This window comes from Acidicapsa acidisoli (genome assembly GCF_025685625.1).
Classification (GTDB): Bacteria; Acidobacteriota; Terriglobia; order Terriglobales; family Acidobacteriaceae; genus Acidicapsa; species Acidicapsa acidisoli.
On record NZ_JAGSYI010000001.1, the window covers coordinates 414,278 to 440,588 of the forward strand.

The window sequence follows — 26,311 nt, forward strand, 5'->3', positions numbered from 1 at the left end:
GCATTTGAGATTGGAGCTTCTGTATGAACGTGGTCTCTTTTTGGACCGCTACGTTTGTGCTGGCCGCTACGCTTACTGCTTCTGGGCAGACGCCGGTGATCAGTAGTCCTACACCTTTGTCCCAGCTCCTGGCTGAGGCTAACGCAAACAATCCGCAAATCTCAGCAGCCGACCATGGCGCGCGTGCCGCTAGGCAAATGGCGCCGCAGGTGACCACACTACCGGACCCGAAGTTCACCTACCAGCAGTTCAGCGTGGGCAGCCCGAAACCATTTGCGGGATACACCAACAGTAACTTTGCCTACATCGGTATAGGAGCATCGCAGGAACTGCCCTACCCGGGAAAGCTGCGGCTACGAGGACAAGCAGCCGAACGCGATGCTGACACAAAGCAGGCTGAGATTGGGGTGACGAAGACCGGAATTGCCGATGCCGTGAAAGCCGACTATCTCCAATTGGCCTATCTACAGCAGACACTTGGCATCCTGCGACAAAACGAAGCGGTTCTTGACCAGCTCATTCAGGATGTGACTGCTCACTATCAGGTCGGTCAGGGGATGCAGCAGGATGTTCTTCAGGCGCAAGTGAACCGAACCAAAATCGTGAAAGAGATCACCATGCACCATCAGGAGATGGGGCAAGTCCAGGCACACCTCAAAGGGTTGCTCAGTCGGGATCAAGGTTCGCCGGACATTGTTACTGAAGACTTGGTTGAAACCCCGCTCAAACACGCCTCCGATGAGCTTCTTGCGATGGTCCGGCAGAACAATCCTCAGATCCAGGTTGACGCCAGTTCCATTCGGAAAGAGGACGCGCAGGTGGCGTCCGCGAAGCGCGAGGGAAAGCCGGATTTCGAAGTTGGCTATATGTACCAGAACACCGACCGCAAGTACCGGGACTATTACATGTTCACCTTCGATGTGCGATTCCCACGCAAAGCGCGGGTGAACGCGGAGATTGCACAGGCTACTGAGAATCGTTCTGAAGCGCAGCAGACCCTCAACGCACATCTTCAACAGCAACTCGCAGAGGTGCAGGAGGAGTATGTCAAGGCAACGAGCGATGAAGATCTATTGAAGGAATATCGGGAAGGTCTTATCCCACAATCAGACGCGGCATATCGGGCAACCCTGAGCGCCTATGCGTCGAATCGTGAGCCGTTTATTCATGTCCTCTCGTACTTCACGGATGTTCTGAGTCTCAAGCTCGAATATGCCGGAACACTGGAAGATCACGAAGCTGCTTTGGCCCACCTCGAATCCCTGACAGGAGCGACACTGCGATGAACAAATATGTTTGGAGAACTTCTCTCGTCTGGATCGCCATCCTGGCAGTTATTGCAGGGATATGGGCTTACCGCTCTCATGCGATCAAACAGCCAACAGTAATGAATATGCCGATGTCAGGCGATGTTCAGCCTGTTGCCTCTGGTCCACCTGCTACTGCGGACGAGCCAAAGCCATCCATGTCAGATATGCCAGAAATGAAAATGGATGCTCCGCTCGTTCCGGTGCAACTCACGCCCGAGAGAATGCAGAGCATCGGCGTGCGGACTGGCGCGGTCGAATACAAACAACTGAGCGACGATATACGCGCGACCGGCACGGTGGACATCAATGAACGTCTTCTCTCCTATGTGCAGGTGCGCTTCCCCGGCTACATCCGCAAGGTCTTCGCGAGCGCAACCTACCAGTACGTCCATAAAGGAGAGCCGCTCTTCACGATCTACAGCCCCGACCTCGTCGCAACCCAGCAGGAATATCTGCTGGCACGGCAGAATCAGAAGGCATTGAGCGCAAGCACGGTGGACGGAGTTGCATCTGGAGCAGACTCATTGTCAGCCGCGGCAGAACAGCGCTTGGAGCAATGGGAAGTTCCTCAAAGTGAAATCGCAAAGCTGAAGGAGACCGGCAAACCTATTACCGAACTGACCATTAACTCGCCGGTTGAGGGATACATTACCGAACGAAATGCTTTGCCCAATATGTTTGCTGAATCTTCGACCAAGCTATACACCGTCGCGGACCTATCACGCTTATGGGTTTACGCCCAGGTCTTCCAGGATGACATAGGCCGAATAAGACCTGGCGGCACGGCGCAGATTACTGTCGACTCGTATCCAGGCCGCACCTTCTCCGGTCAGATCGAAGAAATCCTGCCGCAAGTAGATATGGCGACGCGCACGGTTCGTGTGCGGCTGGCGATGGCAAATCCGGGACTCAAGCTGAAGCCGGGCATGTTCGTGAATGTCGATCTGAAGACCAGTCTGGGACATCAGCTTGTTGTTCCTGCATCGGCTGTTTTTCAATCCGGCACGCGGCAATTGGTGTTCCTCAATCATGGCAACGGCAGTCTTGAGCCAAAAGAGATCACAATTGGTCCCCGCGTGGGTGATGACTTTGTCGTGCTCAAGGGACTGAAAGCACATGAATCCATCGTGACATCAGCCAGCTTCCTCATCGACTCAGAAAGTCAGCTACAGGCTGCGGCGGGGTCCTTCGTGCCACCACCGCCGGGTGCCGGTGGGACGGCTTCAACAGCGAATGTGCCTGCTGGTGCACAGATGAACGTCGATTTCACCACCGATCCCAACCCGCCGCAAAAAGGCAGCAACGTCTTTCGGGTAAAACTCACAAGTGCCGATGGAACCCCCACTACCGGAGCTGATGTTACGGTCACGTTTTATATGGCCGCCATGCCGGCGATGGGTATGGCGGCAATGAACACAACCGCCAAGCTCAACGACAAAGGCAACGGCATGTATGAAGGAAGCGGTTCCCTAGGCTCGGGAGGCACTTATCAGGTCACCATCTCCGCTCAGAAAAATGGCCAAACAATCGCAACCAAACAATTGCGCGTGAACGCGACAGGAGGCATGTAGTGCTTTCCAAAATCATTGACGTTTGCGCACGCAATCGCTTCTTAGTCTTCACCGGTGTATTGCTGCTCACCCTTGCCGGAATCTGGTCTCTGCATCATGTACCGCTGGACGCACTACCAGACATCTCAGACGTGCAGGTGATCGTTCATGCGGAGTGGGCGGGCGAGCCACCCGATGTGATCGAAGACCAGGTGACCTATCCAATCGTCACCAGTCTCCTTGCCGCGCCTCATGTCAAAGCCGTTCGGGCGCAGACCATGTTGGGCGATTCCTACGTCTATGTGGTTTTTGAGGACGGCACGGATCTCTACTGGGCGCGCTCGCGTGTGATCGAATACCTGCAACAGATCAGCGGACGCTTACCGGAGAACGTGCATCCTTCGATTGGTCCCGATGCAACAGGAGCGGGCTGGGTCTACGAGTATGCCATCGTTGATAAGAGCGGCACGCATAGTCTTGCCGACCTGCGCAGCTTGCAGGATTGGCATCTGCGCTATGCGCTGGAAACCGTGCCGGGAGTTGCTGAAGTCGCCAGCATCGGCGGCTTTGTGCGGCAGTATCAGGTACAGCTCGATCCCAACAAGCTGCTTGCGTATGGCATCCCACTTTCTACCGTCATTGACAAAGTAAAGATGAGCACGAATGAAGTGGGCGGTCGCGTTCTTAACTTGAGCGGCGCGGAGTATATGATTCGCGGTCTCGGCTATTTGCGTTCGCTGGATGATCTAACTACGGTTGCCGTCGGCAGTAAAAATGGGACACCTATCCTGATACGCGATCTGGGAACGGTGAGTTTCGGCCCAGACATCCGCGAAGGGGTTGCAGAGTGGCATGGAGACGGGGAGACCGTCGGCGGGATTATCGTCATGCGCCAGGGAATGAACGCGCTCAATGTAATAAACGGGGTCAAACAAAAACTGCGTGAGATCGCACCATCTCTGCCGCCCGGCGTCCAGATCATGACGGGATACGATCGTTCCGATTTGATTGAATCATCGATCAAAACACTACAGCGCGATTTGACCGAAGAAGCCATTATCGTCAGCCTGGTAATCATCGTCTTCCTATCTCATTTCCGCTCTGCGCTTATAGCGATTCTTGCTTTGCCCATCGCGGTGCTGATGTCTTTCATCCCGATGTACTGGCTGGGGGTAAGTTCGAACGTCATGTCGCTGGGCGGCATTGCATTGGCGATTGGAGTGCTCGTCGATGCCTCCATTGTGATGGTCGAAAATGGCTACCGCCATCTTTCGGAAAGGCAGGAGGATGAAGCCAACCCTGTGTCGGAACCGGAGCGGCATATCATTCTCGTCAACTCGGCCAAGCAGGTTGGCCCTGCGCTCTTCTTGTCGCTGATTATCATCGTGGTTTCTTTCATGCCGGTCTTCCTGCTCGAAGCGCAGGAAGGACGCATGTTCCGCCCGCTCGCATGGACCAAGACTCTTGCGGTCGGCTCCTCGTCCATCCTTGCCATTACGCTCGTCCCGGTTCTGATGGTGATGCTGATTCGCGGGCGGCTCAAGCCGGAGAATGCGAATCCAATCTCACGGATCACACAGGCGATTTATCTGCCTATCTTGAAATTCTGCCTGCGACACCGCTGGCTCACCATTGTGGTCAACATGATCTTCCTGCTGGTCACGTTTCCACTTGCAACCCGTTTGGGCAGCCAGTTCATGCCGGCTCTCTTTGAAGGCTCCGCTCTCTATATGCCGACCGCTCTTCCCGGCATCTCCATTGAACAGGCAAAGGTGCTCCTGCAACAGCAGGACCGAGTTCTTCGCAGCTTCCCGGAAGTTGCCAGCGTATTCGGCGCGGTTGGCAGATCGGACAGCGCAACCGACAATGCGCCACTCGATATGTATGACACCACGCTCATGCTCAAACCGCGGGAGCAATGGCCTGCGGGGATGACCTACGAAAAGCTCATCCAGCAAATGGATGACAAACTCCAGTTTCCGGGGCTCTCAAATACCTGGACAAGCCCGGTCGAAAACCGCCTGGACATGGAATTGACCGGCATCAAGACACCGCTGGGCATAAAGGTGCAAGGGCCGAATGTCGACGGGATTCAGCAATTGGCTTCGCAGCTTCAGGCTGTTCTCTCCGGACTTCCGCAGGTACGATCTGTCTTTGCTGAGAAGGTCGCACAGGGTTTCTACGTCAATGTTGAAGTCAAGCGGGAGGAGGCGGCGCGTTACGGTCTCACGATCGCGGATGTTCAGACGGCGGTTTCATCCGGCATTGGCGGACAGAACATCGCGGAGAACATTGAGGGCCGCGAACGCTATCCCATCAATGTCCGCTATCAGAGGGACTTTCGCGACAATGTCGAGAAGATGCGCGGGGTGCTGATCGGCACTCCTTCGGGTGCGCAAATTCCACTTGATCAGGTAGCAACAATTTCCTTCACGCATGGTCCGGCTATGATCCGAGACGAAGACGGTGCGTTGACCGGGTACATCTACATCGATCTCACAAATTCCGATTACGGGGGCTTCGTCGTGCAGGCAAGCAAACTCATTCACGACAAACTGGCCCTGCCTGCAAATTACACCTTCCAATGGTCGGGAGAATATGAACTCGAACTGCGTGCGAAGCAGCGATTGCAACTGATTCTCCCGGTCGTCTTCTTCGTAATTTTCATGTTGCTGTACCTGGTCTTTCGCTCAGTTGCCGAAGCGCTTGTTCTCGTCTTTCCAACCATCTATGCGATGAGTGGAGGATTGCTCCTGCAATGGCTTCTTCACTACAACTTCAGTGTCGCCGTTGCGGTCGGCTACATTGCACTCTTTGGAATCGCCGTAGAGACCGGCGTGGTCATGGTGGTTTATCTCCATGAGGCGCTCGAACATAAGCTACAATCCGGCAAGACATTGACGAATGCCGATGTGGAGGAAGCGGCCATTGAAGGCGCTGTTCATCGCTTGCGGCCAAAGCTCATGACAGTCTGCGCCGTTCTCGCCAGTCTTGTCCCTATTCTCTGGGAGTCCGGTATCGGCTCCGACGTGATGAAACCCATTGCCGCGCCTATCGTAGGCGGCATGATTACCTCCACTATCCACGTCCTGATCCTGGTGCCCGTCTTCTTCGTCATGATGAAGGAGCGGGCATTGCGGAAAGGACAGCTACATGCGCGGAGCCACGATTCCGGCGCCAATGATTGAGAATGTCTTGCTCCATTCGTCGCCGTAGATTCAGCAGCAGCCACAGCTCTCGCCGCGCAGAGCGCGTCGCCCCTCGACTATCAGGATGGGCAAGGCTAACAGTGCTGCTGCTGAATCCACCCAATAGATATGCCAGAGGGCATTGACGGCCAGTCCCGACAAGGTTATAGCGGCAAGATAGGCACAGGTAGCCGACTGCACTGCATCTGCAGCCAGGGCCCGGTTGTCTGTCTGCTGTGCGCTTCTACGCTTCATCCAGGCGAGGATCGGCATTACGAGGAGCGCAGCAAGTGTGATGGCTATGCCGCTGCAACTGGTCTCCGGCTTGACGCGATATAGAAGCGAAAGGAGCGTTACGAGAGCGACAACTCCTGCAAGAATAAAAAGCAGGATTCCAGCCAGCCGTGCGGCACGGTCTCTTGTGAGCGGAAACGACGGGACAATCGCCAACAGAACCACGGTCGCCGATAGCAGTTCAACAAAGCTGTCTGCCCCAAATGCAAGAAGTGCAGGACTATGCGCCGTCACCGCTCCATAAACAGATACGCCGCACTCGGCCAGCATCCACACCAGAGTGATGCCCTGAAGCCAGACGATCAGGCGTGACGAATTTGGAGGTGAGGAGCACACGATGTTCCTGCTACTCGACTGGGTCTCGTATTGGATGAACTGCTCCACAACAAAGTCTATCTGTTGCAGCTATGCCGGAGCTACATTTGCTCTCAACTGCTCCCGCACCAGAAGATCCAAGACACGCCGCTTGACCTCATCGCGGGTCTGTCTTACCGATTCGATTCCTTGTCCTTTGGGATCGGGCAACGGCCAATCGTCGCGCCTGAGCCCAGGGACGTAGGGACATTCATCTCCACAACCCATCGTGACCAGCATCTCGGCATTCTGTGCCAACTCTGCTGTGAGCTTCTGAGGCTTTGCATTAGTGAGGTCGATTCCCACTTCGCGCATTGCGTCTACTACTACCGGATGGACATGCTCGGCGGGATGAGTCCCGGCAGAAATACCACGCGCCAAATCGGGATCGGCCAGCTGGTTGAAGAATGCTGCCGACATCTGCGAACGCCCGGCATTATGAACACAGGCAAAAATGAAAGTACGCATCTCAGGTCTTATTCCTTTGATTGAGTGGGCATCTATTGATGTCCTATCTTGTGGATTTCTTTCTGTATGGCGAGTTGGTCAAGAGTAGAGAGAGGCAAAGATAAAAATACGCTGCCTCTACGAGCCGCAAGTCGGACCGCAGCAATTCTGGTTTGCGACAGCCGGTTTCACGGCATAAACCTTCACGCTGGCTGCGACGGAATTGACATCATATTCGGAAAGGAGCTTGGTCAAGTCCTCGTGAAGGCTCGCGTGTGCGGGCGCGTCGCTGGAGCAGCAGGCATCTGCCAGCACCGTCAAACCATTGACTGAGGCCATTGACGGAGAGCAGCACCCGGCCTGATTTTCAACCTTCGCATAGGCGTTCAGATCGGCTCCGCTATCCACAATCTCTACATGCTCAAATCCTGCGGCGTGTAGCCCGTCACGGTAGTCGTCTATCTTGATCGCCCCGCCGATACAACCGACATACGCCGCTATGCTCTGTGCCATAGCAGGCGGCAACTCAGCCTTGAGTGCAATGTCGCTTACCGCGAGTCTTCCACCAGGTTTGAGCACCCGTGCGATCTCGCGGAAGACAGCGGGCTTGTCGGGAGCCAGATTAATGACGCAGTTACTGATGACGCAATCGACCGACCCATCCGCCAGGGGAAGATGGTCAATGGTCCCAAGATAAAACTCGACATTCTGGTATCCACCGTTTTGTGCGTTTGTTCGGGCACGTTCGATCATCGCGGGCGTCATATCAACGCCGATGGCCTTCCCGGTGGGGCCGACCATGGGCGATGCCAGAAAGACATCCATGCCGCCGCCCGATCCCAGATCAACGACCACCTCACCCGCACGTATGGAAGCAATCGCGGTGGGATTCCCACAGGAAAGCCCCATGTTGGCTTCGGCAGGAATTGAAGTCAGTTCAGCCGGACTATATCCAAAGGCCTCTGCGACCGCCTTCACGCCTGGATCTTTGCTGGAGAGCGTGCTCTCTGCGACCGCTCCGTACTTTGACCGCACCGATTCGAGCAATTGTTCTGTCATAGCGCCTCCTGATATATCTGCCAAACTGAATATATTTCCGCTGTACACATCTGTCAATGCGAATATAATCACGATATGGCAGCGAGACAGAAGACATTTGATATTGAACGGTTCTTTCAGGCGCTTGGAGACAGTACCCGGCTGCGGCTCCTGAACCTGATGGGAGATCAGGAAATCTGCGTCTGTTATTTCGTGGAGATTTTGGGTCAGCCCCAGCCGAAGATCTCCCGACATCTCGCATATCTGCGAAATGCCGGCATCGTGACGACGCGGCGCGATGGCAAGTGGATGCACTACCGTATCGTGATGCCTCCCAACGAAGGCGCGGCGAAGGTTCTGCAGGAGACTCTGCAATGGTTCAAGGAAGAGAAGACCATGCAGGCAGATCGGGCAAAGCTGACCAAGGCGTGCTGCGTCCCGGGGAAGTTCGTGGCCTTACAAGGCGCGCCTCTGCCGATGCTAGTTGAATCATCCACTACTTTCGCTTCGAGGTGATTATGTCAAACCGTCCTTATACCAAGGGCCAGGTGTGCACACCGATGCCACGCAAGAAACTGTCCTTTCTCGACCGTTTTCTTACAGTGTGGATATTCCTTGCCATGGCGATCGGTGTCGGGCTTGGGCACTTTGTTCCTGGTTCGGCGGCGTTCGTGAACAGTTTCCAGTCAGGCACGACCAACATCCCTATTGCTATTGGACTCATCATCATGATGTATCCGCCGCTGGCCAAGGTCCGCTACGAAAAACTGGGCGAAGTCTTCCGCAATCGCCGCGTTTTAGGGCTCTCATTGCTTCAGAACTGGATTATTGGTCCCGTATTGATGTTTCTGCTGGCCGTCACACTTCTGCGCGGAGAGCCTGCCTACATGCGTGGCTTGATCCTCATCGGTATTGCTCGGTGCATCGCCATGGTTTTGGTTTGGAACGAGTTGGCGGGCGGCGACACGGACTACGTCGCAGGACTGGTCGCGCTGAACAGCGTTTTTCAGGTAGTCTTCTACAGCCTCTACGCCTGGGTGTTCATCACGATTCTTCCCACCTGGTTTGGTCTCAAGGGCTCGGTCGTCAACATCGGTATCGAACCGATCGCCAAGAGCGTCTTCATCTATCTCGGCATTCCGTTCCTCGCAGGAATGCTGACCCGCTTCGTTCTACTCAGCGTCAAAGGCGAGGAATGGTATCGGACCCGGTTCATCCCGCGCATCAGCCCCTTTACGCTTGTCGCACTGCTATTCACCATCCTTGTAATGTTCAGTCTCAAAGGCGATTTGATCGTCAAACTTCCGTTCGACGTACTTCGCATCGCACTTCCTCTTGTCATCTATTTCCTCGTCATGTTTCTAATGAGCTTCTGGATGGGACATAAGCTCGGAGCCGACTACGCCCAGACCGCGACTCTTTCCTTTACCGCTGCGGGCAACAATTTCGAATTAGCTATCGCCGTTTCGGTGGCGGTGTTTGGGCTGAATTCTGGCGAGGCCTTCGTTGGCGTGATTGGTCCCCTGGTGGAAGTTCCGGCGTTGATCGGCCTCGTCAACGTCGCGTTCTGGCTGCGGAAGCGCTATTTCTCGACTGCGGCGGGATTCCCGATTGGCACTCGCTCGCCCACCGCACGGAACTTACCGCAATCCAGCTAATGCCGAACCATACCGCTGGGAGTATTGATCCTAATCGCAAGCCGATCACAATGCGCAATGGAAGCGGACAGCAGTTTGAGATTCAATATGACAAGTTGCTCATCGGACCGAAGCGGCGTTCGATCTCTTCCCGGGTCGTTCCTGGCGTCCTACCGGTCTTCGTTATCGAAGAGATCTGTCCTCAGGCAGATCGACCGGATACGGCCGGTCGAAGTCCGCGGAAGTGCTGATCTCCCGCCACGCCTCGACCTCCGCGATCTGGCTGCGGGAATAATTCTGGGCGAGATCGAACGCGTAGGCACCGAGGAGCAGGTGCGTGGGCAGGTGTTCGCGTTTGACGACGCGTACGAGAATTTCGCCGGCGCGCCTGGGATCGCCAGCTTTGACCAAATCGGTTCCCATGAGGCGGGCGCGGGCGCCAACGGTGCCGTCGTATTCGGCCGGGATGTCCTGAATCTCCATGGATGCGCCCGCCCAATCCGTGGCGAAGCCGCTGGGCTCGACGGTGAGGTAGCGAATGCCGAACGGCGCTGTTTCGGAGGCAAGAACGCGGGTGAGCCCGTCGACCGCGAACTTCGCCGCCTGATACGACCCGAGGCCAGCAGTACCGCCGACGCGGCCACCGATTGACGAAAACTGCACGACGGTGCCCGATCCCTGCCGCTTCAGCAGAGGCAGCGCGGCCTTTGAGACGTTGTAGACGCCCCAGAAATTCGTTTCAAACTGGCGACGGAAGTCCTCCTCCGGCGCGGTTTCGACCGGAGCAATGTTTGCGTAGCCGGCATTGTTCACCAGCACGTCAATGCGTCCGAATCGGCGGACCGCCGCCTCAATCGCAGCTCTGGCCGCCGCGCCGTTCGTCACATCCAGGGCTACGGGAAGGACACGCTCGCCGTACTGTTCGACGAGAGGGGTAAGCTGTTCCGGGCGACGGGCCGTTGCAACCACCGAGTCGCCCGCCTCCAAAGCTGCAGAAGCGAGAGCCCAGCCGAAGCCGCGCGAGGAACCTGTGATGAACCAGATTTGATGAGTCGTCATTTTGTAGGTACTCCTTGTTGATACTCCGAACCCATTCGGGCTAAAGTTAAGATAACAGCGTTTCGTTAATAACGCAACACTGTTTCGTTAAAATCATGACCCAGAATTTTCAGCGTGCCCGCAGCAGCGAGGCCAAAGAGCAGCGTGAAGCGGCAATCCTTGAGGCGGCCCGTGCCCTCGCCGCAACGCATGGCGTGCGCCAGATCACTCTCACCGACATTGCCGATGCCATCGGCATGCACAAGTCCGCCTTGTTGCGTTATTTCGAGACACGTGAGCAGATCTTCCTTGTCCTGACTGCCGAAGGCTGGCGCGAATGGTCTTCCGCGCTAAGGAACGAGCTTTCTCAACTTGCGGAAGTTTCCCCTGCGGCTGTCTCGGCCATTTTTGCGAAAACGCTCACGGCGCGACCGATGTTCTGCGACTTGCTCGCTCAGGCTCCACTGAATCTGGAACGCAACGTATCTCTCGATGCCGTACGAGCGTTCAAGCTCGTCGCGCTGAACGAGGTCAAGGTGATCGGCTCCGAGATGAAGCGACTGTTAGGGCTCTCTAGACAGCAGGCCACCGAGACGATCGCCACCGCTACCAGCATGGCCGGGGCGTTATGGCAGATGGCAACGCCAGGCCCCCAGGTGTTGGCGCTCTATCGCAGCGAGCCTGAGCTCGCGCATGCGATCGTCGACGTTGAGCCAAGACTGGCGCATATTCTTGAAGCGTTGATCACGGGATATCTCACCGACCGCACCAAACGCTAGTCTGTTTGACCGCGAATGGAGCGGGGCGTACAGAGAGTTCGCAGTGCGCCCGGGAGACCGGCAAGGAGCAGCCGGTGGAAGTCCAACACGATGAGGCATAGCGAACCAGGTCAGAAAGCGTAGGCACTCCGGCGTCAAAACAAGCATTGACATGCATCCGCGTCGAAATGCCCTAAGCTTATCTCCATGGAGTACGGCCACACCCTCGGCAACATCCGCCACACTTTCGCCACCCTCCGCGAACTGATGGCCAAAGCCACGCCCTTTCGCAGCGGAGATGCGCTAGCCGGCATCGCCGCCCGCTCTGCCGAGGAGCGCGTCGCCGCGCAGTACGCTCTCGCCGACCTTCCGCTCAAGCACTTTCTCGATTCACACCTGATACCCTACGAATCCGATGAAGTCACCCGCCTCATCGTCGATTCGCACAATCCGGCAGCCTTCGCCCCCATCGCCTCGCTCACCGTGGGCGAGTTTCGCGACTGGCTGCTCTCGGACGACGCCACAGCCGAACGTCTGACAGCTCTAAGCCCGGGCCTGACCCCGGAGATGGTCGCTGCGGTCAGCAAGCTCATGCGCATCCAGGACCTCATCCTCGTGGCTGCCCGCATTCGAGTCGTAACACGCTTCCGCACCACCGTCGGGCTCTCAGGCAGACTCTCCACGCGGTTGCAGCCCAACCACCCCACCGACGACCCGACAGGCATCGCCGCGTCGATGCTGGACGGCCTTCTGCTCGGCTCAGGCGACGCTGTCATCGGCATCAACCCCGTCAGCGACAGCCCCACCACCGTCAGCCGCCTGCTCCGCATGATCGACGCAATCCGCGAGCGCTTCACCATCCCGACGCAAAACTGCGTGTTAGCCCATATCACCACGCAAATCGCGGCCATCGAGCAAGGCGCTCCGCTGGACCTGCTGTTTCAGTCCATCGCCGGCACCGAAGCCGCCAACGCCAGCTTCGGCATCAACCTCGCGCTGCTCAAAGAGGGCCACGAAGCCGCCCAGTCTCTCCATCGCGGCGCAGTTTGCGCGGACGGTAGCACCGGCCGCAATGTCATGTATTTCGAAACCGGCCAGGGCTCGGCGCTCTCGGCCAACGCTCATTACGGTATCGATCAGCAAACCCTCGAAGCCCGCGCCTACGCCGTCGCCCGCCACTTCCAGCCCATGCTCGTCAACACGGTCGTAGGCTTCATCGGTCCGGAATATTTGTATGACGGCAAGCAGATCACCCGTGCCGCGCTCGAAGATCACTTTTGTGGCAAACTCCTAGGCCTGCCCATGGGCTGCGACATCTGCTACACCAATCACGCCGAAGCGGACCAGGACGACATGGACGCCCTGCTCACACTGCTGGGAGCGGCGGGCATCAACTACATCATGGGCGTCCCCGGAGCCGACGACATCATGCTCAATTACCAAAGCACCAGCTTCCACGACGCCCTCTATCTGCGCCACGCGCTGAGCCTGCGTCCAGCCCCCGAGTTTGAAGCATGGCTTAACGGCGACGGCTTCCGCCAACTGCGCCTTGAAGCCTCCGCTCCCCTTTCTGTCGTCAATCATCTCGTGAGAAGGCCACTACCCGCATGACCGAAACCGCGCCCGTCAACCCGTTACTCCCGTTGCTGCCCTCGGACTTGCCGATCTCAGACTCGCTCATCTCAGACCATCTACGCTCCTTGACCCCAGCCCGAGTGGCCCTGCGCAAATCCGGCACCAGCATCGCGACAACTGAACTGCTCGATTTCCAATTAGCCCACGCCCGCGCCCGCGATGCAGTTCACGCCCAATTGCAGCCTGCCAGCCTGCTCGCCGAACTCCGTACCCTTCTGAATCCTATTCAAGGGCCACGCGAAGTTCTGCTCCTCCACTCCGGCGCTCCGGATCGCCAAACCTACCTCCAGCGCCCGGACCTCGGCCGCAAACTCGACACCGGCAGCCTCCAGCGCTTGCAGAATTATCCTCGCTCCAGCCTAAATTTCGACCTGTCCATCGTCATCGCCGACGGCCTCTCCGCACTCGCCGTCGAACGCCACGTCATCCTGCTTCTCGCTGCGCTACTCCCCGCCCTCCATCAAACCACGCCAGAGATGCAATTAGCCCCGATCTGCATCGTCGAACAGGGCCGCGTAGCCGTCGCCGACGAGGTCGCCCAGACTCTTTCCGCTGCGCTCGTAGTTATACTCATCGGCGAACGTCCCGGCCTCAGTTCCCCCGACTCGCTAGGAGCCTACATAACCTGGCAACCGCAGCCCGGCCGCACCACCGACGCCGATCGCAACTGCATATCCAACATTCGCGAAGAAGGACTACCCTATCCCCAGGCAGCCGCGCGCCTGCTGCACTACATCGATCAGGCTCGCGCCCGGCAGCTTTCCGGAGTAGCCTTGAAGGATCCGGACATACGGCCTGCCTTAGAGGACACGGCATGACAGCAATAAACACCACAACCAGCCCGCAGTCCGCAAATCAGGGCAGCCCGGTCGGCCGCACCCCCGGACAGATGATCCTGCGTTGGCTCGCGCTGACCGTGCTGGCAATCCTCGCAGCCGCGGCCCTCGTCTACATTGGAGACTACCTGGTATTTCTACTGCGCGGACAGCCGCTCGATCAGATCGTTGTTACCCGCTACATGGCCGCACCGCTCAAAGGCAACAAGACCGAGTTTTACTACGAAGGAACAGGCCCGGCCTCCTGCGCAAAAGCCCTCTTTCCGCAGAACGGTTCGCCGCCTTGCTGGTACCTCCGCCGCCACCCGCTCTACGCCGAACCGGCCTAGCACTCCAGTTCAATTCTGATCTGGCTTCACATTCACGTCAGGCGGCGTCTGCGCAGGACTGGCATCCGGCCCGAGTCGCGCATTCGCCGCGGCAATCCGCTGATGCACGCTGTCGTCCTTCTTCTTGTTGAGCGAATTAGCTTTGACAAACTCCGCCTTGGCCTCATCCTTCTTGCCTATCGACCGGTACAGCGTAGCCAGCCGGAAATGCGCCGTAACATTATCAGGCTCCAGCTCTACCGTCTTGTTGAACTCCCGGATTGCCGCTGCATTGTCTCCGGTCTCCGCGTACACAATCCCGAGGTCGAGATGAATCAACGGGTCAGGGGTCGGATAGCGCGCGGCTTTCTCTAATATCACTTTGCCCGGGTCAAACTGATCCTGCCGGACATAGGTATCGCCCAGATAAATCATCGCCTGGTTATTGTTCGGGTCATTCGCCAACTCGGCCTTGAACTCCGGAATGGCCTCGTCAAATTTCTTCTGTGTCCACAGCAAATACGCCAGGCCAAAATGCGCGTTCGGCTCCTTTGGGTTCGCCTGCACCGCGGCGCGAAATTGCTGCACTGCCCCGTCCTCATCGCCCTTTTCGTCCAGCGCCTCTCCCGCGATCATGTCTGCCTCAGCCGAGTCAGGATCAATCGTCAGGATCTCCTTGAACACCTCCATCGTTGCATCCAGTTGCTTGGTCCATAACAAGCAGTGCGCCAATGGCAGAAGAATGCTCAAGTTGCGCGGATCAGCAGCCGCAGCCTCTTTGAAATATGGGACCGCAGCGAAATACTCCCGCGCGCCATAGTGCGACATAGCCGCCAGAGTCGTTAGCTTCTGCGTTTCGGGCGACTTCGGATGCTTCCTCAGTTCAGCCTCAAAGAGTTTTGCCGATTCGCGAAAACTCCCCGACTTGAACAACGCCAATCCAAGGTCCAGGTTCAGTTGCGGAATCACAGGATCGAGCGCCTGTGCTTTTCGATAGAAAGCAATCGCCTCGGGGTAGTGTTCCTGGCGCGCTTCCAGCAGTCCAAGATGCGCGTATGCCTGCCCGTTGCGCGGCTGATCCTTGACCACGATCTCCCATGCCGCCTGCGCGTCGGAATATTCACCGCGCGCTTCCAAAGCCAGGGCCTTCTGCACTTCAGCAGGAGGGACAGCCGCTTTCTGCTTCGTCGCGGCATTCTGCTGCGCCGAAGATAACTGCGCAAATAGCAATAGGCTCGCTGCGCAGACTATTACGTTGCACTTCAACTCCACCCTCCAATAAATAAAGGCGTTTTCCGAATAGCCCGAAAGTCGCGCCCAGCTCGCACCCAAAGAATACTCGCCCCGAAGAGAGATTCACAAGGCAGCCAGCGCTCGTAATGCCATGAACAAAAGAAAAGGGGCGCTGCGGGAAGTAACTCCAGCAGCGCCCCAAGGTTGCGGTAAGTTTAGAAGACGAACTTGCCTGCCACTTCCATCACACGTGGATCATACGTGCCGGTTTCCTGGCCGTAGTTGCCACCACCGACCGTCACGCCGATGCTGTTGTTGAATTCCGTGTGGTTGAAGGTATTGAAGGTTTCGACACGCAGATCAAAGTGAGCACGCTCCGTCACTGCAAAAGACTTGTAGAGTGAAGTCGTGAAGTTCACGCGATCCGGTCCGATGAAAGTATCCCTTCTGGCGTTGCCGAAGCCCAGATTCGGACCACCCAACCAGCCAGGAACAGGAGCGCAAAGCGGGGCCGTTCCACCGGGATTGGCTGGTGTCACGGGGCAATCGCCGAAGTCGGAGGAAGTGGTGTCGAACCAATCCGCTACCTTCTTGCTGTAGTGGATCTTCGATACGAGATTGGCACGGTTGGTGTAACCACCGTCCAAGCCGATCGGGTCGTCCACGCCGCTAAATCCAGCTTGCGAGTTGTTGTTACTGATAGGCGATCCAGACTGAGCGATGATCGTACCTGCAAGCTCCCATCCTCCCAGCACTGTATGAAGCAGTCCCTGGGATTGGTTGAAGACAGGTAGCTTGTAAATGTAGTTGGCGCTCAGGATGTGACGACGATCATACTCGCCACCGCCCTTGTCGTACTTCAAGTTCCACGGATTGCTGACTCCTTGAAGATCCGTGTCGGTCAGATCGATCACGTGCGAGTAGGTGTAGTCTACCTCGCCGCTCAATCCATGCTTGTTTTGCGCGCGGAGACCAGTCTGGAACCCGTTATAAGTTCCATTGGTCGTATTCTCTTCCTGGCTTATGCCGCCATAGCCGGCGTAAGTACGGTAGGCATTGGCGAGGCCCGGATTCTTGAAGGTCAAGCCGTTGAAGCCGGCAGCGGTTTGGCGGATGATGTTGGGAGTGTTAATTGGAAAATTGTTGAGATTGACATCGACGTTCTGATGCCAGGCAAGGTTGCCAACATACTGAAGCACCCATATCAGCGAAGGCTGCAGCTCGTGCTGGATGCCGAGGCTGAACTGAGCTGTCGCAGGCGCCTTGTAGGTGGTGTCGAGAGTGGTGAGGCTCGCCGGAAGAATGGGCAGGTTAGAGACACTCAGGCAGTTCGACGGATTCGCTGTCGATGCCGTAGAAGACCATGAGCAATGTGGATTGTCATAGTACACGTTGTTGACGCTTGGTGTGTACTCAAATGGCAGGTTGCTGTTCGCAAGGCCATAGATATCGTTGCCCTGCATGCGCTCGTAGAATGTGCCAAAGCCGCCGCGAAGAACGGTCTTGCCGGTCCCGGTCAGGTCATACGAGAATCCTACACGGGGCTGGAAGGTGTCGTAGTCGTTGTTGACCAGACCGTGCGGGACACCTGGGTTTCCAGGGAAGACCATGCCGTTCAGATAGTAGCTCCCGGGGAAACCTGTCGGTTGGCTCACGCCCACGCTGGCGGAGTTGATGGAGTTATCCGCATTCCACATCGGCGCAATCTGGATATACTGCGATGGCACGAAATTAGCCAGTGCGTTGTTGCGCTCCCACGCATGCGGCAGAGCATCGTAGCGGAAGCCGATTTGCAGGCTGAAGCGCGGTGAAACCTTCCAGTTGTCGTTTCCATACACCGAAGTGGTCTGGTTGACATAGTGACGAATGGCGTCGGACTGCGGTTGCGAGAAGCCGCCCGAGAGACCGATAGCCAAGCTCATGAATGGGTCGCCGGAGGTGCCGCCGTTGCCATTGCCTGTCAGGTTCTGGCTGAAGCTGTAATCGCCTGCCGAGTCAGCCTGCTGCTGCTGATTCTTGGTGTAGCGGTTGTAGCCGAAGCCAAACTTGAAGGCATGTTTCCCGCGGGTGTAGGAGATATCCACCTTCGGATCGTAGTCTTCGGCAGCATTATGCCAGCCGCCGTAACCGGTTTCTTCGCCAACGCCGATGCCGTTTCCGGAGAGGCCGTTGAGACCCGGAAATTGGTTCGAGCCGGAGTTCGTGAAGAAGTTTGCTTGAGTCCAACCGCTCGGCGTGAGCGCATCTGCGGAGTTGGTGATGTTGATGATGTTGCCGTCATAGTTCATCGACGCTTCCACCAGCAGGCTCGGACTGATTTCGCCGCTCATCTTGATGGCCGCGCTGTTCGACGGATTGCTCAACGTGCTGCTGATGGTGTTGTACGATTCCCAGTTCCAGTTCAGATCGGCATCCGGATAGCCCTGGCTCACTGAGTCATGAATGTAATGGCCAAGAATCTGCCACTTATCGTTGACCTTGTGATCGATACGAACAATCGATTCCCAAACGTTGATAGGGTTGACGATCGAAGAAACGCTGTTGTCATTCGAAGTATTGGTTACCTTCGGAATCAGCGGCGACTGCAGATAAAGCACCGCATTGGGGCTCAACATCGAGGCAGGTATAAACTGATGTCCGCTGCTATTGGTCCCGAACGGTGCGCCCTGCACGAGTCCAGCCGCCGCCACTTTGGCTGCAAAGGCCGGATCGGATACCTGTGTTGTGGATGGAACTTGGAGCACTTGGTTGGGTGCATATGCAGGTGCGAAATACGTCAGGTCCTGTCCGGCGACCGGGCGATCGGCATCAGGAATCGTAGGCTGGACGTTAGGTGCGCTGCCCTGAATGATCCTGCGCCATTCCTGGTTGAAGAAGAAGAATGTCTTCTGCTTGTTGGTGTTGTAGAGATGCGGAATGAACAGCGGTCCGCCGACGTTGCCACCAAAGACATTCTGGCGCAGCTTGGCTACCGGTGAGTAGCTGGCGCTGCAGGTCGGTGTGCAGCTCCGATTGTACTTGTTGAAGAAATAGTTGGCGTCCAGATCGTCGTTGCGGAGAAAGTCGTACGCCTCACCATGAAACTTCTGCGTACCGCTCTTGAGCGAAAGGCTCATCGTTGCGCCGGAAGCGATACCGTAATCCGGAGGATAGTTACTGGCCAGCACTTCAAACTGGGCAATCGCGTCAGGCGAAGGCATAACATCCATGCCGCCTGCGCCGCCGCGGTCATCCGCTTCGCCACCGTCAATCAGCCAGATGTTATGGCTCTCACGCAAGCCGTTCACGCTGATGCTCGCGCTCGATGCAACTGAAGTAGGTGTGTTGTTGTCTGGAAGAAGCGAGCTGACACCCAGGCCGAGAGCGGCCAGAGCGGTAAAGTTACGGTTCTCGGTGGCGATCTCAGTAACCTGCTCGCCGCTGATCAGGTTGCTGACCGTGTTGGACTCGGCTTGCACCTGCAACGCATCTGCAGTCACGGAGACGTTGACCGTTTCCGCGCCGATCGTCAGTTTGATCTCTTGCGCGAGCGTTTGCGAAACGTTCAGCGCCAGGCCAGTAGCGGTGAAGCCCTCGAATCCCTTGGCCGACGCCTTCAGGTTGTAAGTACCGACGTTCAGGCCATTGAAGGCATAACCGCCCGTCGAGTTGCTGACTGTGTTGTAGACGAATCCGGTCTCTGTTTGCGTCAGTGTCAGGGTTGCGCCTGGTACTGCCGCTCCGGTCTGGTCCGTAACGGTACCGACGATCTCTGAGTTCTGCTGCGCCATTGCTGCGACGCATGCGAACAAAAAGAACACCGGCACGATGAGAAATCTGAATCTCGCGAGTCTCATGTGACCTTCCTTTTCAAATTGGTTCTCTTGCATTGCCCAACTTCTTGTTATGTGCTTCGACCGTGGTTCTGAATGAAGCCGAGATGATGGAAAAAGTGCCTTCTTTTTGCCGGTCGATAGCTGAGCCTTGACTAAGCGCTCTTCACATTTGGTACCGTTTTCCGCGTGACTTTCGGACCTCGAAACTTTCGATCTTCAAGCCGCGTCTTTTATAGAGCAATGCGCTCCTTGGCTTCTCTCCTCATACGGTCTTCCGTAGTGAAGCGATTTACTTCGGAGCACATATGTGGGTTGGATACGCTGCCCAAGCATTCAAGGCGAAGTGCGTATCTTTTGTCAAGTGGAAAATTGACCCCAGATCCCAGTTGCTTGCCCCTGCCGTCTAAGTCGTTGAATTTGCGTCCAATTCTGTTAGCCTGCTTCGATTCAGTCGCGCCCCGCCACGCCCCTGCTCTGAAATATGAAAGCTGCGGACTCCAGTCAAACGTTTAAGCAGAGGCAGCTTAAGAGTGCTTACTTTACGCCGCTACGCATTAAATGCGGTCGACGAAACGTTTGTCAAGATGTTCGCGGCAAGTAAATAGATAGGAAACCAAAGGATAACAATGTAAAAGTTTACATATTGCGAGCGCAGCTCCCGAGGCGGCGAGCGATATTTATGACCAACAACGCTCAAGTGAGAGCGGCGACGGTCCGGCTGGTTTCGGGGAAAAAAGATTGGCTGCATATACAGCTTTTATTTATAGTTGCGCCATCAATCCCGGAATTTGTCTCTGTTCCGCCAGACGGCAACTGGCGTCACCTCCACCTTTTTTTTTGCGAGGAAGACTATGAGCAATATCAATGGCAAAGTCTATGCGATGAATGCCATTACTCCGATGAAGCCATGGAAGACCTGGGTGCTGCGCGTCATCTTCTTTGTGCTGGGGCACGTGCCTAAATTGCAGCAGGATCTGATCAACCTCTCGTTTATCGAGTTTGCGCGCTGGGTTGCGGTGCCGCGCAGGAGGTTTCCGTATCTCGGGAGCGGACAGGCCAGGGAAGAGTTGCAATACGATTACCTGTTGTTCTTCAGCAACTTCAATGGGACCTGGAACCAATACATTGATGCCTTTTCCGCGGTGCTCGCAAACGGCCTGAACCTGATCTGGCGGTGGAGCGAGAAGTTTCCGGGATCGGTGCCTGTGACGCTGTTCAAGGAATATATTTCGCGGGTGCAGTTTGACACCGACTACTACTACACCGCGTATCCTCAGGCCACTGCGAATGATCTGAAATCAGCGCATGTTGTGCAGGCGTCGTTTGACGGTCTCAGCGTACGCGCCGCGCAGCTTACTCCAGAGCAGTTTGCAGAGGCCTATCTGGGATTTGTGTTGCAGGTGCAGACGCACCTTGGAGAAACCGGACAGGCTCCGGTGGTTTTCTAGAGAAAGAAGCCATGCCCAATCAAAACGGAAGTGTCTACGGGCTAACGATTCTGTCGCCGATTCTTGAGGACGACAAGGCTTCGCCTTCGCACGACCTGCAGATACGCAAGTATCTCGCCGGTCTGCCTACGGGAGAAGATAGCCCTTTTGCCAAGGCGCCGGGCACGCATTTATGCCGGCTGGTGGTGATGGATGATGTGGTTTATGTTGGCGCGCCATCCATTGAGGAGCATCTGAAGTCGAAATATCTGATCTTCGAGTGCAATCTGGATGCGGCCGGGGAGGGTGGTCTTGAAAGTTATCTGCGGGGACTTGCGGAATGCATTCCGGAGCAGTTGGATGCGGTCTGGAACCATTGCGCCGGGTATCCGGGAGCGGCCAATGTGCAGGCTTTTGTCAGCTATATGAAGGTCTGCCAGATTGAGACGACTTTCTTCTTTGCGGCGGTGAACGACAAGTCTGTGACCGAGTCCTTGCGGGCGCTGCAGACGCAGAAGGCCGTGAGTGACTTTATAAGCAGACACCAGGGCATGGAAGCTTCGCAGGTGCAGGCGGAGTTCGTGAGGTTCGCTGCGAAGTTGAAAGCCGAGCCATTGCCGAGGCCGGGCTCGATGGGCCCCAAACGAGATATCAAGTCGGGTGGCCGCAATGAGTAAGTTGAACGAGACAGACATCCAGGGATTTGTGCTGCGCGGCTATAACCTGCCGTTTGCCCGATATCTCTTCCTTCATTTTGAAGATGCGGCGCGGGCCCGCAAATTGATTGGAGTGTTGCTGCCATCGATCACAACGGGCCAGCGATGGGATGGCGGCAAGCCTCAGAGCACTGTAAACATCGCTTTCACGCATCGCGGGCTGGCTGCCTTTGAACTGCCCGCTGCTACCTTATTGAGTTTCCCGGTGGAGTTCCAGCAAGGGATGCGGGCGCGGGCGGAGATTCTCGGGGATACGGGCAGGAATGCTCCGGAGCACTGGGAGGCGCTGTGGCGCGAGGATCGCGTGCATGCATGGCTTGGCGTGTATGGGGTGACTCCGATGGCTCTCGACACGCGATGCGCAGAGTTACAGGCATTGATCGATGAGACACGCGGCGCTGTTGTGCTGACATGGCAGGATGCGGCGGCACAGATTGTCGATGGCAAGCAGACTGGCAAAGAACACTTCGGATACACGGATGGATTTGGCAATCCTGACTATCTGGGAGTCGAGCGCAGCGTTCAGCCGGGACAGGGAAAGTTGATGGCTGACGGGAGCTGGGCTCCGCTGGCTACCGGAGAGCTGCTGCTGGGCTATGCCGATGAGGCTGGCGAGCTTCCCGTTGCTCCGATTCCGCATATTCTGGCAAGTAATGGAACCTTTATGGCGTACCGCAAGATTCACCAGAATCTTGCCACCTTTCGCGCCTATCTGGAGGAGCAAAGCAATTTATATGGGGGCGGCAAAGAGAAGCTTGCGGCGAAGTTTGTCGGCAGATGGAGGGACGGGACGCCGCTGGAGCTTTCGCCGGACGCACAAGACCAATCCATTGTGCAAGATCCGAACCGGAGTACGAATTTCACATACGGAGCAGATGCGGAGGGGATGCGCTGCCCGATTGGCGCGCATATGCGGCGCGTGCATCCTCGTGACGCCTTTGGCTTCAATGGCAAATTGATTGATCGACGCCGCATTACGCGGCGCGGGCTGCCGTATGGAAAGTTCGCTGGCGAAGATGAGCCGGTAGCCGACGGCGACGATCGTGGCATCGCTTTCATGGCGCTGAATGCCAGTCTCTCGCGGCAATTTGAGTTTGTGCAGCAGCAATGGATCGAGTATGGCAACGATGCACGCCAGGGAAACGACAAGGACATACTGATGGGCAATCACGGAGGGAAAGGTAAGTTTGTCGTGCAGGGAGATGGCAGTGCGACCAATCCCCCCTTTGTCTGCGCGAAGCTGCCCAACTTCGTGGAATTGCGCGGAGGCGATTACTTCTTTCTCCCGAGCATTACCGCGCTGGGAATGATCGCCTTGGGAGTTGTCGATCCTAGATAGGTTTCATAGATTCCAGGATAGGCTCCGGAAAAACTCCGGCACAACTGAATCATCCATCTGCGGCATCTGATCCAGAAAGTCCGCTGACCGGACCGGGTTAGGCCCGCGAATGTTCGCAAACAGTAGAAGGCCTGTACCCTGAACCTGGAACGAAATGTGCGGAGAGCAGAGATGGCAAAAGCTAACGGACAGATTGGGAAGACAGCAGCAGTGGAAGCGGAGACTCCCAAGGTCGTCGCGACTCCGCTGAACCGGTTGGCGCTTTGGATTACCACGCGGGTCGGGTCGATGGGCTTCTTTCTGCTGGTCTTTATCTGGACGGCGTGCTGGCTGCTCTGGAATATGTTTGCGCCGAAGAGTATACGCTTCGATCCTTATCCGGGGTTCGTCTTGTGGCTGTTTATCTCGAATATGATTCAGCTCTTTCTGATGCCGCTGATCATGATTGGACAGAATCTGCAAGGGCGTGGCGCGGAGGAGCGGGCGAAGAACGACTACAAGGTGAATCGCAAGGCGGAGACGGAGATTCAGGAGATCAAGGCACAATTGAAGGAAGTTCTGGAACGGCTGGAGGAGATAAAGAGGGCCAACAAAGATCAACAACGAGGTGAACAACACTCGCCTTCTATAGCGAGTTAAGAAACGGGCTTCGGCGTTAAGTGTTTTTAACGAAGTGCATGGCGGCGGAGTTCATGCAGTAGCGCATGCCGGTGGGTCTCGGGCCGTCGTCGAATACGTGACCCAGATGGCCGTCGCAAAGTCGGCATCTGACTTCGGTACGCCGCATCCCCAAAGAATCGTCTGTGTGTTCTGCGACGTTTTCCCTGGCGATGGGCTGCCAGAAGCTGGGCCATCCGGTTCCAGAGTCGAATTTCGTCTCAGAGCTGAAGATCGCGATGTCGCAGCAGATGCAACGAAAGATGCCGTGGTCATGGAGATCCCAGGTACTGCCGGTGTACGGCCTTTCGGTGCCGGAGCGGCGGGTGACCTCGTACGAGATTGGCGAGAGCTGGACCTTCCACTCGGCGTCTGTTTTGACCACGCGCGGTACCGTAATCTTCCCGATTCTCTTGCCCTGAGGCGAAAAATCGATGATGGTGACAGTTTCCGGGCCATCGGAGCTTCCGAAAGACATTGCTGCCGCAGGCGCCCCACGCCACAGAGCGGACAACGCGACTGCACCGCAGCCGCTGGCTGTCGTAATCAGGAATGCGCGGCGGGTGATCGAATCTTTGCTCATGCCTGCTCCTGTTGTGCCGTTCAATTCATCAGACTGCGAAGACGACGTAAGAGTTACCGGGATTGGCAGGATTTGGATTGAAAGGTAGTGGGAACAGGACCGGTTAGATCACGGCGCGTTCTTTGATGTTCAGGTCGTGATTGAGCACCGGCGCGGTCATCTGGCAGCGTGTCGAGGGTGATTGCACCCAGGTCGCGAAAGCCGGCGAGCAGGATCAGACCGCCCCACAGAAGCATGACGTAGGCGAGGCGGGGGATGTAGTAGCGGGGAATAAGCCAGAGAAAGCGCGCGACGGGTGAGGCCGAAAGCAAAGCGGCTGCGCGGATGGCAGGGTGCGGTGATGGACGTGGTCGCGGTGAGTTGTCATCCGCCGAAGTGATAGCTGACGGCCAGGTTGGAGTTCATGACATCTAGGCCCGGGTTGTACGAGGTGACGTAGGCATTGGAGAAGTGAAAATCGCCGAATAGGCCGAAACGCATGTCTACGCGCTGGGACATTTTCAGGTAAAAGCCAATGGACTCGTGCAGAGTGAAGTCGTAGTAGCTCGCGTCCGGGGAGAGCGCCTTTTGCGTAAACCCGATAGCGCCGCCAAGGACCGTGAAGTAGGGTTTGAACTTCTTGTCATGACGCCATTCCATGCGCAGGCCGATGGGCGAAAAAGCCAGTCCGGGGATGATTCTGTTGTCGCCTGGCCTGCTGCGGCGGACTCCGTAGGGATTGAGGTTGGATGGCTCCTTGAGCAGGACAAGCGGCATGAAGTCGGCGGCGTAGTCCATCTGCGCGCCGATGAATTTGCCCCAGGAATGGCGGTCGTATTCGAAGCCGCCGGTGTAGAGCGCTTCGTGGATTCCGGCGGCGAAGATCTCCCAGTTGCCATAGGAAACTGCGCCTTCGACGGCAATCTCGCTTTCGGGGGTATGTTTGCGCGGCTTCGGATCGGGCTTGGTGTCGTCGTCTAGCAACGCTGGCTGCATTACGGCGGAAGTGGCGGACTCTGCGCTTGCGGATTCGGGAGTGGCGGGTTCGGTTGTCGCGGGTTCGGCAATCTCCGGGGGGACGGCCGCATCGGCTTTGGCGAGGTTTGCCTCGTCGGCAAGCGAGGTTTCCGGTTGCTGGGCGAGAGCGAGGCCAGGCGCTGCCGTTGCGATCGCGGCCGCTAAAAGCAGGTAGTAGTGTGAATTTTGAATTCGGAAGCGTTGCCCGCACAGTCTGGAGGAAGGAATCAGCTGGCCAACTCGATTTGTCTGCAAAGGGTCACCCTGGCTCGTAGAATTTGGCTCAATATTCTCGAATCGAAACGCAACTGCCTTTTACGCTCGCACAGTATACGCGCACGTCGGCGACCTAAGCGCGCGGAATGGGAACACTTGCAAGAATATCGGCGAGGATGCGATCGGCGTCGAAGCCTTCAAGTTCCGCTTCTGGTTTGAGGCGATCCGGTGGCGCAGGACGGGCGGCAGGACTCGCTTCACGTCGTCGGGAACGAGGTAACTGTGGTCTTCGAGGGCGGCTGCGGCCTGGGCTACGCGCATGAGACTGAGCGCTGCGCGGGTGCATGTGGTTGATTTCGTCGACGAGGAGCAGAATGGGATGATTCCGCCGAACAGCGACTGGAAAAAGAGCACCCCGATATGGCGCAAAAAGTGCCGGAAAACGTAACCATAGGATGCCCTGATCGTGGGTGACTCGCCTCGGTTGAGATGGCTCGCGGCATGGCTGAGAGCGGACAACGCCATGGCGAAAACGCCTAGAATGAGGGGAAGACTGATTCCTAAGAAGAGAAAGACGACCAATCCGAGACCATCACCTTATCCGGGGTCAAAACGGGTACGGGCGGCGTGGTTTGGCCAGGTAGCGGCAGAGGAGCCAGAGCGGTGATCTGGGACGAGAAAGAAAATCACAACCGCTCCGGAGATCAGACCATTGATGCTGCCGCGGGATGGCAATTCCAACCAGGAGAATAAAGTTGCCGCGATAGAGCTGGACTGTACAATCCAGGATTTCGCCCAAAGCCAACGGTCGCATGCTGGCAGCCATGTTTACTCCTCTAGTCTCCCTGGATTCGGGTATGATTTGCTGGAAGGTTCCCTGCTTAAGCCGAACCGCGCTCTCGATTGCCACAGAAACCTGTTTGCTAATCCCGTGGT

The 26,311-nt window shown here is 56.6% G+C and carries 23 protein-coding genes; 14 read left to right on the forward strand and 9 right to left on the reverse strand.

The features are described from left to right. Positions 1-23: 23 nt before the first annotated feature. From OHL23_RS01600 to OHL23_RS01610, 3 genes are read left to right on the forward strand one after another with little or no spacing between them, the layout of a single operon-like run. Positions 24-1,286, forward strand: a complete 1,263-nt coding sequence (locus OHL23_RS01600) for a TolC family protein (RefSeq protein ID WP_263350021.1) — start codon at positions 24-26, stop codon at positions 1,284-1,286. After that, on the forward strand, positions 1,283-2,881 hold the full coding sequence (locus tag OHL23_RS01605; protein ID WP_263350022.1) for an efflux RND transporter periplasmic adaptor subunit: 1,599 nt from the start codon (positions 1,283-1,285) through the stop codon (positions 2,879-2,881). The genes OHL23_RS01600 and OHL23_RS01605 overlap by 4 nt, the downstream gene beginning before the upstream one ends. After that, on the forward strand, positions 2,881-6,048 hold the full coding sequence (locus OHL23_RS01610; RefSeq protein WP_263350023.1) for an efflux RND transporter permease subunit: 3,168 nt from the start codon (positions 2,881-2,883) through the stop codon (positions 6,046-6,048). The genes OHL23_RS01605 and OHL23_RS01610 overlap by 1 nt, the downstream gene beginning before the upstream one ends. Before the next feature lie 30 nt (positions 6,049-6,078). Here OHL23_RS01610 and OHL23_RS01615 read toward each other — a convergent pair whose 3' ends face one another. From OHL23_RS01615 to arsM, 3 genes are all read right to left on the reverse strand, one after another. Next, the gene (locus OHL23_RS01615) at positions 6,079-6,678 is read right to left on the reverse strand and encodes a cation transporter (protein ID WP_263350024.1); all 600 of its coding nucleotides are present in this window, start codon (positions 6,676-6,678) and stop codon (positions 6,079-6,081) included. Between the two features lie 69 nt (positions 6,679-6,747). Next, positions 6,748-7,164, reverse strand: coding sequence for an arsenate reductase/protein-tyrosine-phosphatase family protein (locus OHL23_RS01620; RefSeq protein WP_263350025.1), 417 nt, complete (start codon positions 7,162-7,164; stop codon positions 6,748-6,750). A gap of 117 nt (positions 7,165-7,281) precedes the next feature. Next, positions 7,282-8,202: an arsenite methyltransferase gene (gene arsM / locus OHL23_RS01625; RefSeq protein WP_263350026.1), complete on the reverse strand. Its 921-nt coding sequence runs from the start codon at positions 8,200-8,202 to the stop codon at positions 7,282-7,284. Positions 8,203-8,277: 75 nt separating this feature from the next. Here arsM and OHL23_RS01630 point away from each other — a divergent pair, with 75 nt between their 5' ends. Both OHL23_RS01630 and arsB read left to right on the forward strand, forming a co-directional pair. Beyond that, positions 8,278-8,697, forward strand: a complete 420-nt coding sequence (locus OHL23_RS01630; protein WP_263350027.1) for an ArsR/SmtB family transcription factor — start codon at positions 8,278-8,280, stop codon at positions 8,695-8,697. Between the two features lie 44 nt (positions 8,698-8,741). After that, positions 8,742-9,839, forward strand: a complete 1,098-nt coding sequence (gene arsB, locus OHL23_RS01635) for an ACR3 family arsenite efflux transporter (RefSeq protein WP_263350028.1) — start codon at positions 8,742-8,744, stop codon at positions 9,837-9,839. A 162-nt stretch (positions 9,840-10,001) separates the two neighbouring features. On the opposite strand, the gene OHL23_RS01640 is transcribed toward arsB, so the two are convergent. Continuing rightward, complete coding sequence (locus OHL23_RS01640; RefSeq protein ID WP_263350029.1) at positions 10,002-10,877, reverse strand: SDR family NAD(P)-dependent oxidoreductase; 876 nt, start codon at positions 10,875-10,877, stop codon at positions 10,002-10,004. A 95-nt stretch (positions 10,878-10,972) separates the two neighbouring features. On the opposite strand from OHL23_RS01640, the gene OHL23_RS01645 reads away from it, so the two are divergent. From OHL23_RS01645 to OHL23_RS01660, 4 genes are all read left to right on the forward strand, one after another. Continuing rightward, entirely contained in the window at positions 10,973-11,635 is a 663-nt protein-coding gene (locus tag OHL23_RS01645) for a TetR/AcrR family transcriptional regulator (RefSeq protein ID WP_263350030.1), read from the forward strand. A gap of 186 nt (positions 11,636-11,821) precedes the next feature. Beyond that, entirely contained in the window at positions 11,822-13,225 is a 1,404-nt protein-coding gene (locus OHL23_RS01650; RefSeq protein ID WP_263350031.1) for an ethanolamine ammonia-lyase subunit EutB, read from the forward strand. Continuing rightward, on the forward strand, positions 13,222-14,067 hold the full coding sequence (gene eutC / locus OHL23_RS01655; RefSeq protein ID WP_263350032.1) for an ethanolamine ammonia-lyase subunit EutC: 846 nt from the start codon (positions 13,222-13,224) through the stop codon (positions 14,065-14,067). The genes OHL23_RS01650 and eutC overlap by 4 nt, the downstream gene beginning before the upstream one ends. After that, positions 14,064-14,414, forward strand: a complete 351-nt coding sequence (locus OHL23_RS01660) for a hypothetical protein (RefSeq protein ID WP_263350033.1) — start codon at positions 14,064-14,066, stop codon at positions 14,412-14,414. Before eutC ends, OHL23_RS01660 begins: the two co-directional genes overlap by 4 nt. Positions 14,415-14,423: 9 nt before the next feature. On the opposite strand, the gene OHL23_RS01665 is transcribed toward OHL23_RS01660, so the two are convergent. Both OHL23_RS01665 and OHL23_RS01670 read right to left on the reverse strand, forming a co-directional pair. After that, positions 14,424-15,659, reverse strand: coding sequence for a tetratricopeptide repeat protein (locus tag OHL23_RS01665; RefSeq protein WP_263350034.1), 1,236 nt, complete (start codon positions 15,657-15,659; stop codon positions 14,424-14,426). A gap of 182 nt (positions 15,660-15,841) precedes the next feature. Then, on the reverse strand, positions 15,842-19,462 hold the full coding sequence (locus tag OHL23_RS01670) for a TonB-dependent receptor (RefSeq protein ID WP_263350035.1): 3,621 nt from the start codon (positions 19,460-19,462) through the stop codon (positions 15,842-15,844). 830 nt (positions 19,463-20,292) lie between these two features. On the opposite strand from OHL23_RS01670, the gene OHL23_RS01675 reads away from it, so the two are divergent. From OHL23_RS01675 to OHL23_RS01690, 4 genes are all read left to right on the forward strand, one after another. Next, positions 20,293-20,889 (forward strand): hypothetical protein, encoded by a 597-nt coding sequence (locus OHL23_RS01675; protein ID WP_263350036.1) that lies wholly within the window; start codon positions 20,293-20,295, stop codon positions 20,887-20,889. 11 nt (positions 20,890-20,900) lie between these two features. Next, positions 20,901-21,545, forward strand: coding sequence for a hypothetical protein (locus OHL23_RS01680; protein WP_263350037.1), 645 nt, complete (start codon positions 20,901-20,903; stop codon positions 21,543-21,545). Next, positions 21,538-22,923, forward strand: coding sequence for a Dyp-type peroxidase (locus OHL23_RS01685; protein ID WP_263350038.1), 1,386 nt, complete (start codon positions 21,538-21,540; stop codon positions 22,921-22,923). The genes OHL23_RS01680 and OHL23_RS01685 overlap by 8 nt, the downstream gene beginning before the upstream one ends. Before the next feature lie 171 nt (positions 22,924-23,094). Beyond that, a complete protein-coding gene (locus OHL23_RS01690) occupies positions 23,095-23,562 on the forward strand; it encodes a DUF1003 domain-containing protein (protein ID WP_263350039.1) in 468 nt (155 codons plus the stop codon). 16 nt (positions 23,563-23,578) lie between these two features. Here the strand turns inward: OHL23_RS01690 and msrB are convergent, their stop codons facing one another. Continuing rightward, a complete protein-coding gene (gene msrB / locus OHL23_RS01695; RefSeq protein WP_263350040.1) occupies positions 23,579-24,163 on the reverse strand; it encodes a peptide-methionine (R)-S-oxide reductase MsrB in 585 nt (194 codons plus the stop codon). Positions 24,164-24,303: 140 nt separating this feature from the next. Between msrB and OHL23_RS01700 the strand changes: the two genes are divergently transcribed. Beyond that, positions 24,304-24,462, forward strand: a complete 159-nt coding sequence (locus OHL23_RS01700; protein WP_263350041.1) for a hypothetical protein — start codon at positions 24,304-24,306, stop codon at positions 24,460-24,462. Positions 24,463-24,526: 64 nt separating this feature from the next. Here the strand turns inward: OHL23_RS01700 and OHL23_RS01705 are convergent, their stop codons facing one another. Together OHL23_RS01705 and OHL23_RS01710 are read right to left on the reverse strand one after the other, a co-directional pair. Further along, positions 24,527-25,414: an acyloxyacyl hydrolase gene (locus tag OHL23_RS01705; RefSeq protein ID WP_263350042.1), complete on the reverse strand. Its 888-nt coding sequence runs from the start codon at positions 25,412-25,414 to the stop codon at positions 24,527-24,529. A gap of 60 nt (positions 25,415-25,474) precedes the next feature. Further along, positions 25,475-25,900, reverse strand: a complete 426-nt coding sequence (locus OHL23_RS01710) for a hypothetical protein (RefSeq protein ID WP_263350043.1) — start codon at positions 25,898-25,900, stop codon at positions 25,475-25,477. Positions 25,901-26,311 lie beyond the last annotated feature (411 nt).

What these genes read in the sequence shown, in the direction of transcription:
- OHL23_RS01600 (WP_263350021.1), top strand. Translation starts at nt 24, where the DNA reads ATGAACGTGGTCTCTTTTTGGACCGCTACGTTTGTGCTGGCCGCTACG.
- OHL23_RS01605 (WP_263350022.1), top strand. Translation starts at nt 1,283, where the DNA reads ATGAACAAATATGTTTGGAGAACTTCTCTCGTCTGGATCGCCATCCTG.
- OHL23_RS01620 (WP_263350025.1), bottom strand. Translation starts at nt 7,164, where the DNA reads ATGCGTACTTTCATTTTTGCCTGTGTTCATAATGCCGGGCGTTCGCAG.
- arsM (WP_263350026.1), bottom strand. Translation starts at nt 8,202, where the DNA reads ATGACAGAACAATTGCTCGAATCGGTGCGGTCAAAGTACGGAGCGGTC.
- OHL23_RS01630 (WP_263350027.1), top strand. Translation starts at nt 8,278, where the DNA reads ATGGCAGCGAGACAGAAGACATTTGATATTGAACGGTTCTTTCAGGCG.
- arsB (WP_263350028.1), top strand. Translation starts at nt 8,742, where the DNA reads ATGCCACGCAAGAAACTGTCCTTTCTCGACCGTTTTCTTACAGTGTGG.
- OHL23_RS01640 (WP_263350029.1), bottom strand. Translation starts at nt 10,877, where the DNA reads ATGACGACTCATCAAATCTGGTTCATCACAGGTTCCTCGCGCGGCTTC.
- OHL23_RS01645 (WP_263350030.1), top strand. Translation starts at nt 10,973, where the DNA reads ATGACCCAGAATTTTCAGCGTGCCCGCAGCAGCGAGGCCAAAGAGCAG.
- OHL23_RS01650 (WP_263350031.1), top strand. Translation starts at nt 11,822, where the DNA reads ATGGAGTACGGCCACACCCTCGGCAACATCCGCCACACTTTCGCCACC.
- eutC (WP_263350032.1), top strand. Translation starts at nt 13,222, where the DNA reads ATGACCGAAACCGCGCCCGTCAACCCGTTACTCCCGTTGCTGCCCTCG.
- OHL23_RS01660 (WP_263350033.1), top strand. Translation starts at nt 14,064, where the DNA reads ATGACAGCAATAAACACCACAACCAGCCCGCAGTCCGCAAATCAGGGC.
- OHL23_RS01670 (WP_263350035.1), bottom strand. Translation starts at nt 19,462, where the DNA reads ATGAGACTCGCGAGATTCAGATTTCTCATCGTGCCGGTGTTCTTTTTG.
- OHL23_RS01675 (WP_263350036.1), top strand. Translation starts at nt 20,293, where the DNA reads ATGAGCAATATCAATGGCAAAGTCTATGCGATGAATGCCATTACTCCG.
- OHL23_RS01680 (WP_263350037.1), top strand. Translation starts at nt 20,901, where the DNA reads ATGCCCAATCAAAACGGAAGTGTCTACGGGCTAACGATTCTGTCGCCG.
- OHL23_RS01685 (WP_263350038.1), top strand. Translation starts at nt 21,538, where the DNA reads ATGAGTAAGTTGAACGAGACAGACATCCAGGGATTTGTGCTGCGCGGC.
- OHL23_RS01690 (WP_263350039.1), top strand. Translation starts at nt 23,095, where the DNA reads ATGGCAAAAGCTAACGGACAGATTGGGAAGACAGCAGCAGTGGAAGCG.
- msrB (WP_263350040.1), bottom strand. Translation starts at nt 24,163, where the DNA reads ATGAGCAAAGATTCGATCACCCGCCGCGCATTCCTGATTACGACAGCC.
- OHL23_RS01710 (WP_263350043.1), bottom strand. Translation starts at nt 25,900, where the DNA reads ATGGCGTTGTCCGCTCTCAGCCATGCCGCGAGCCATCTCAACCGAGGC.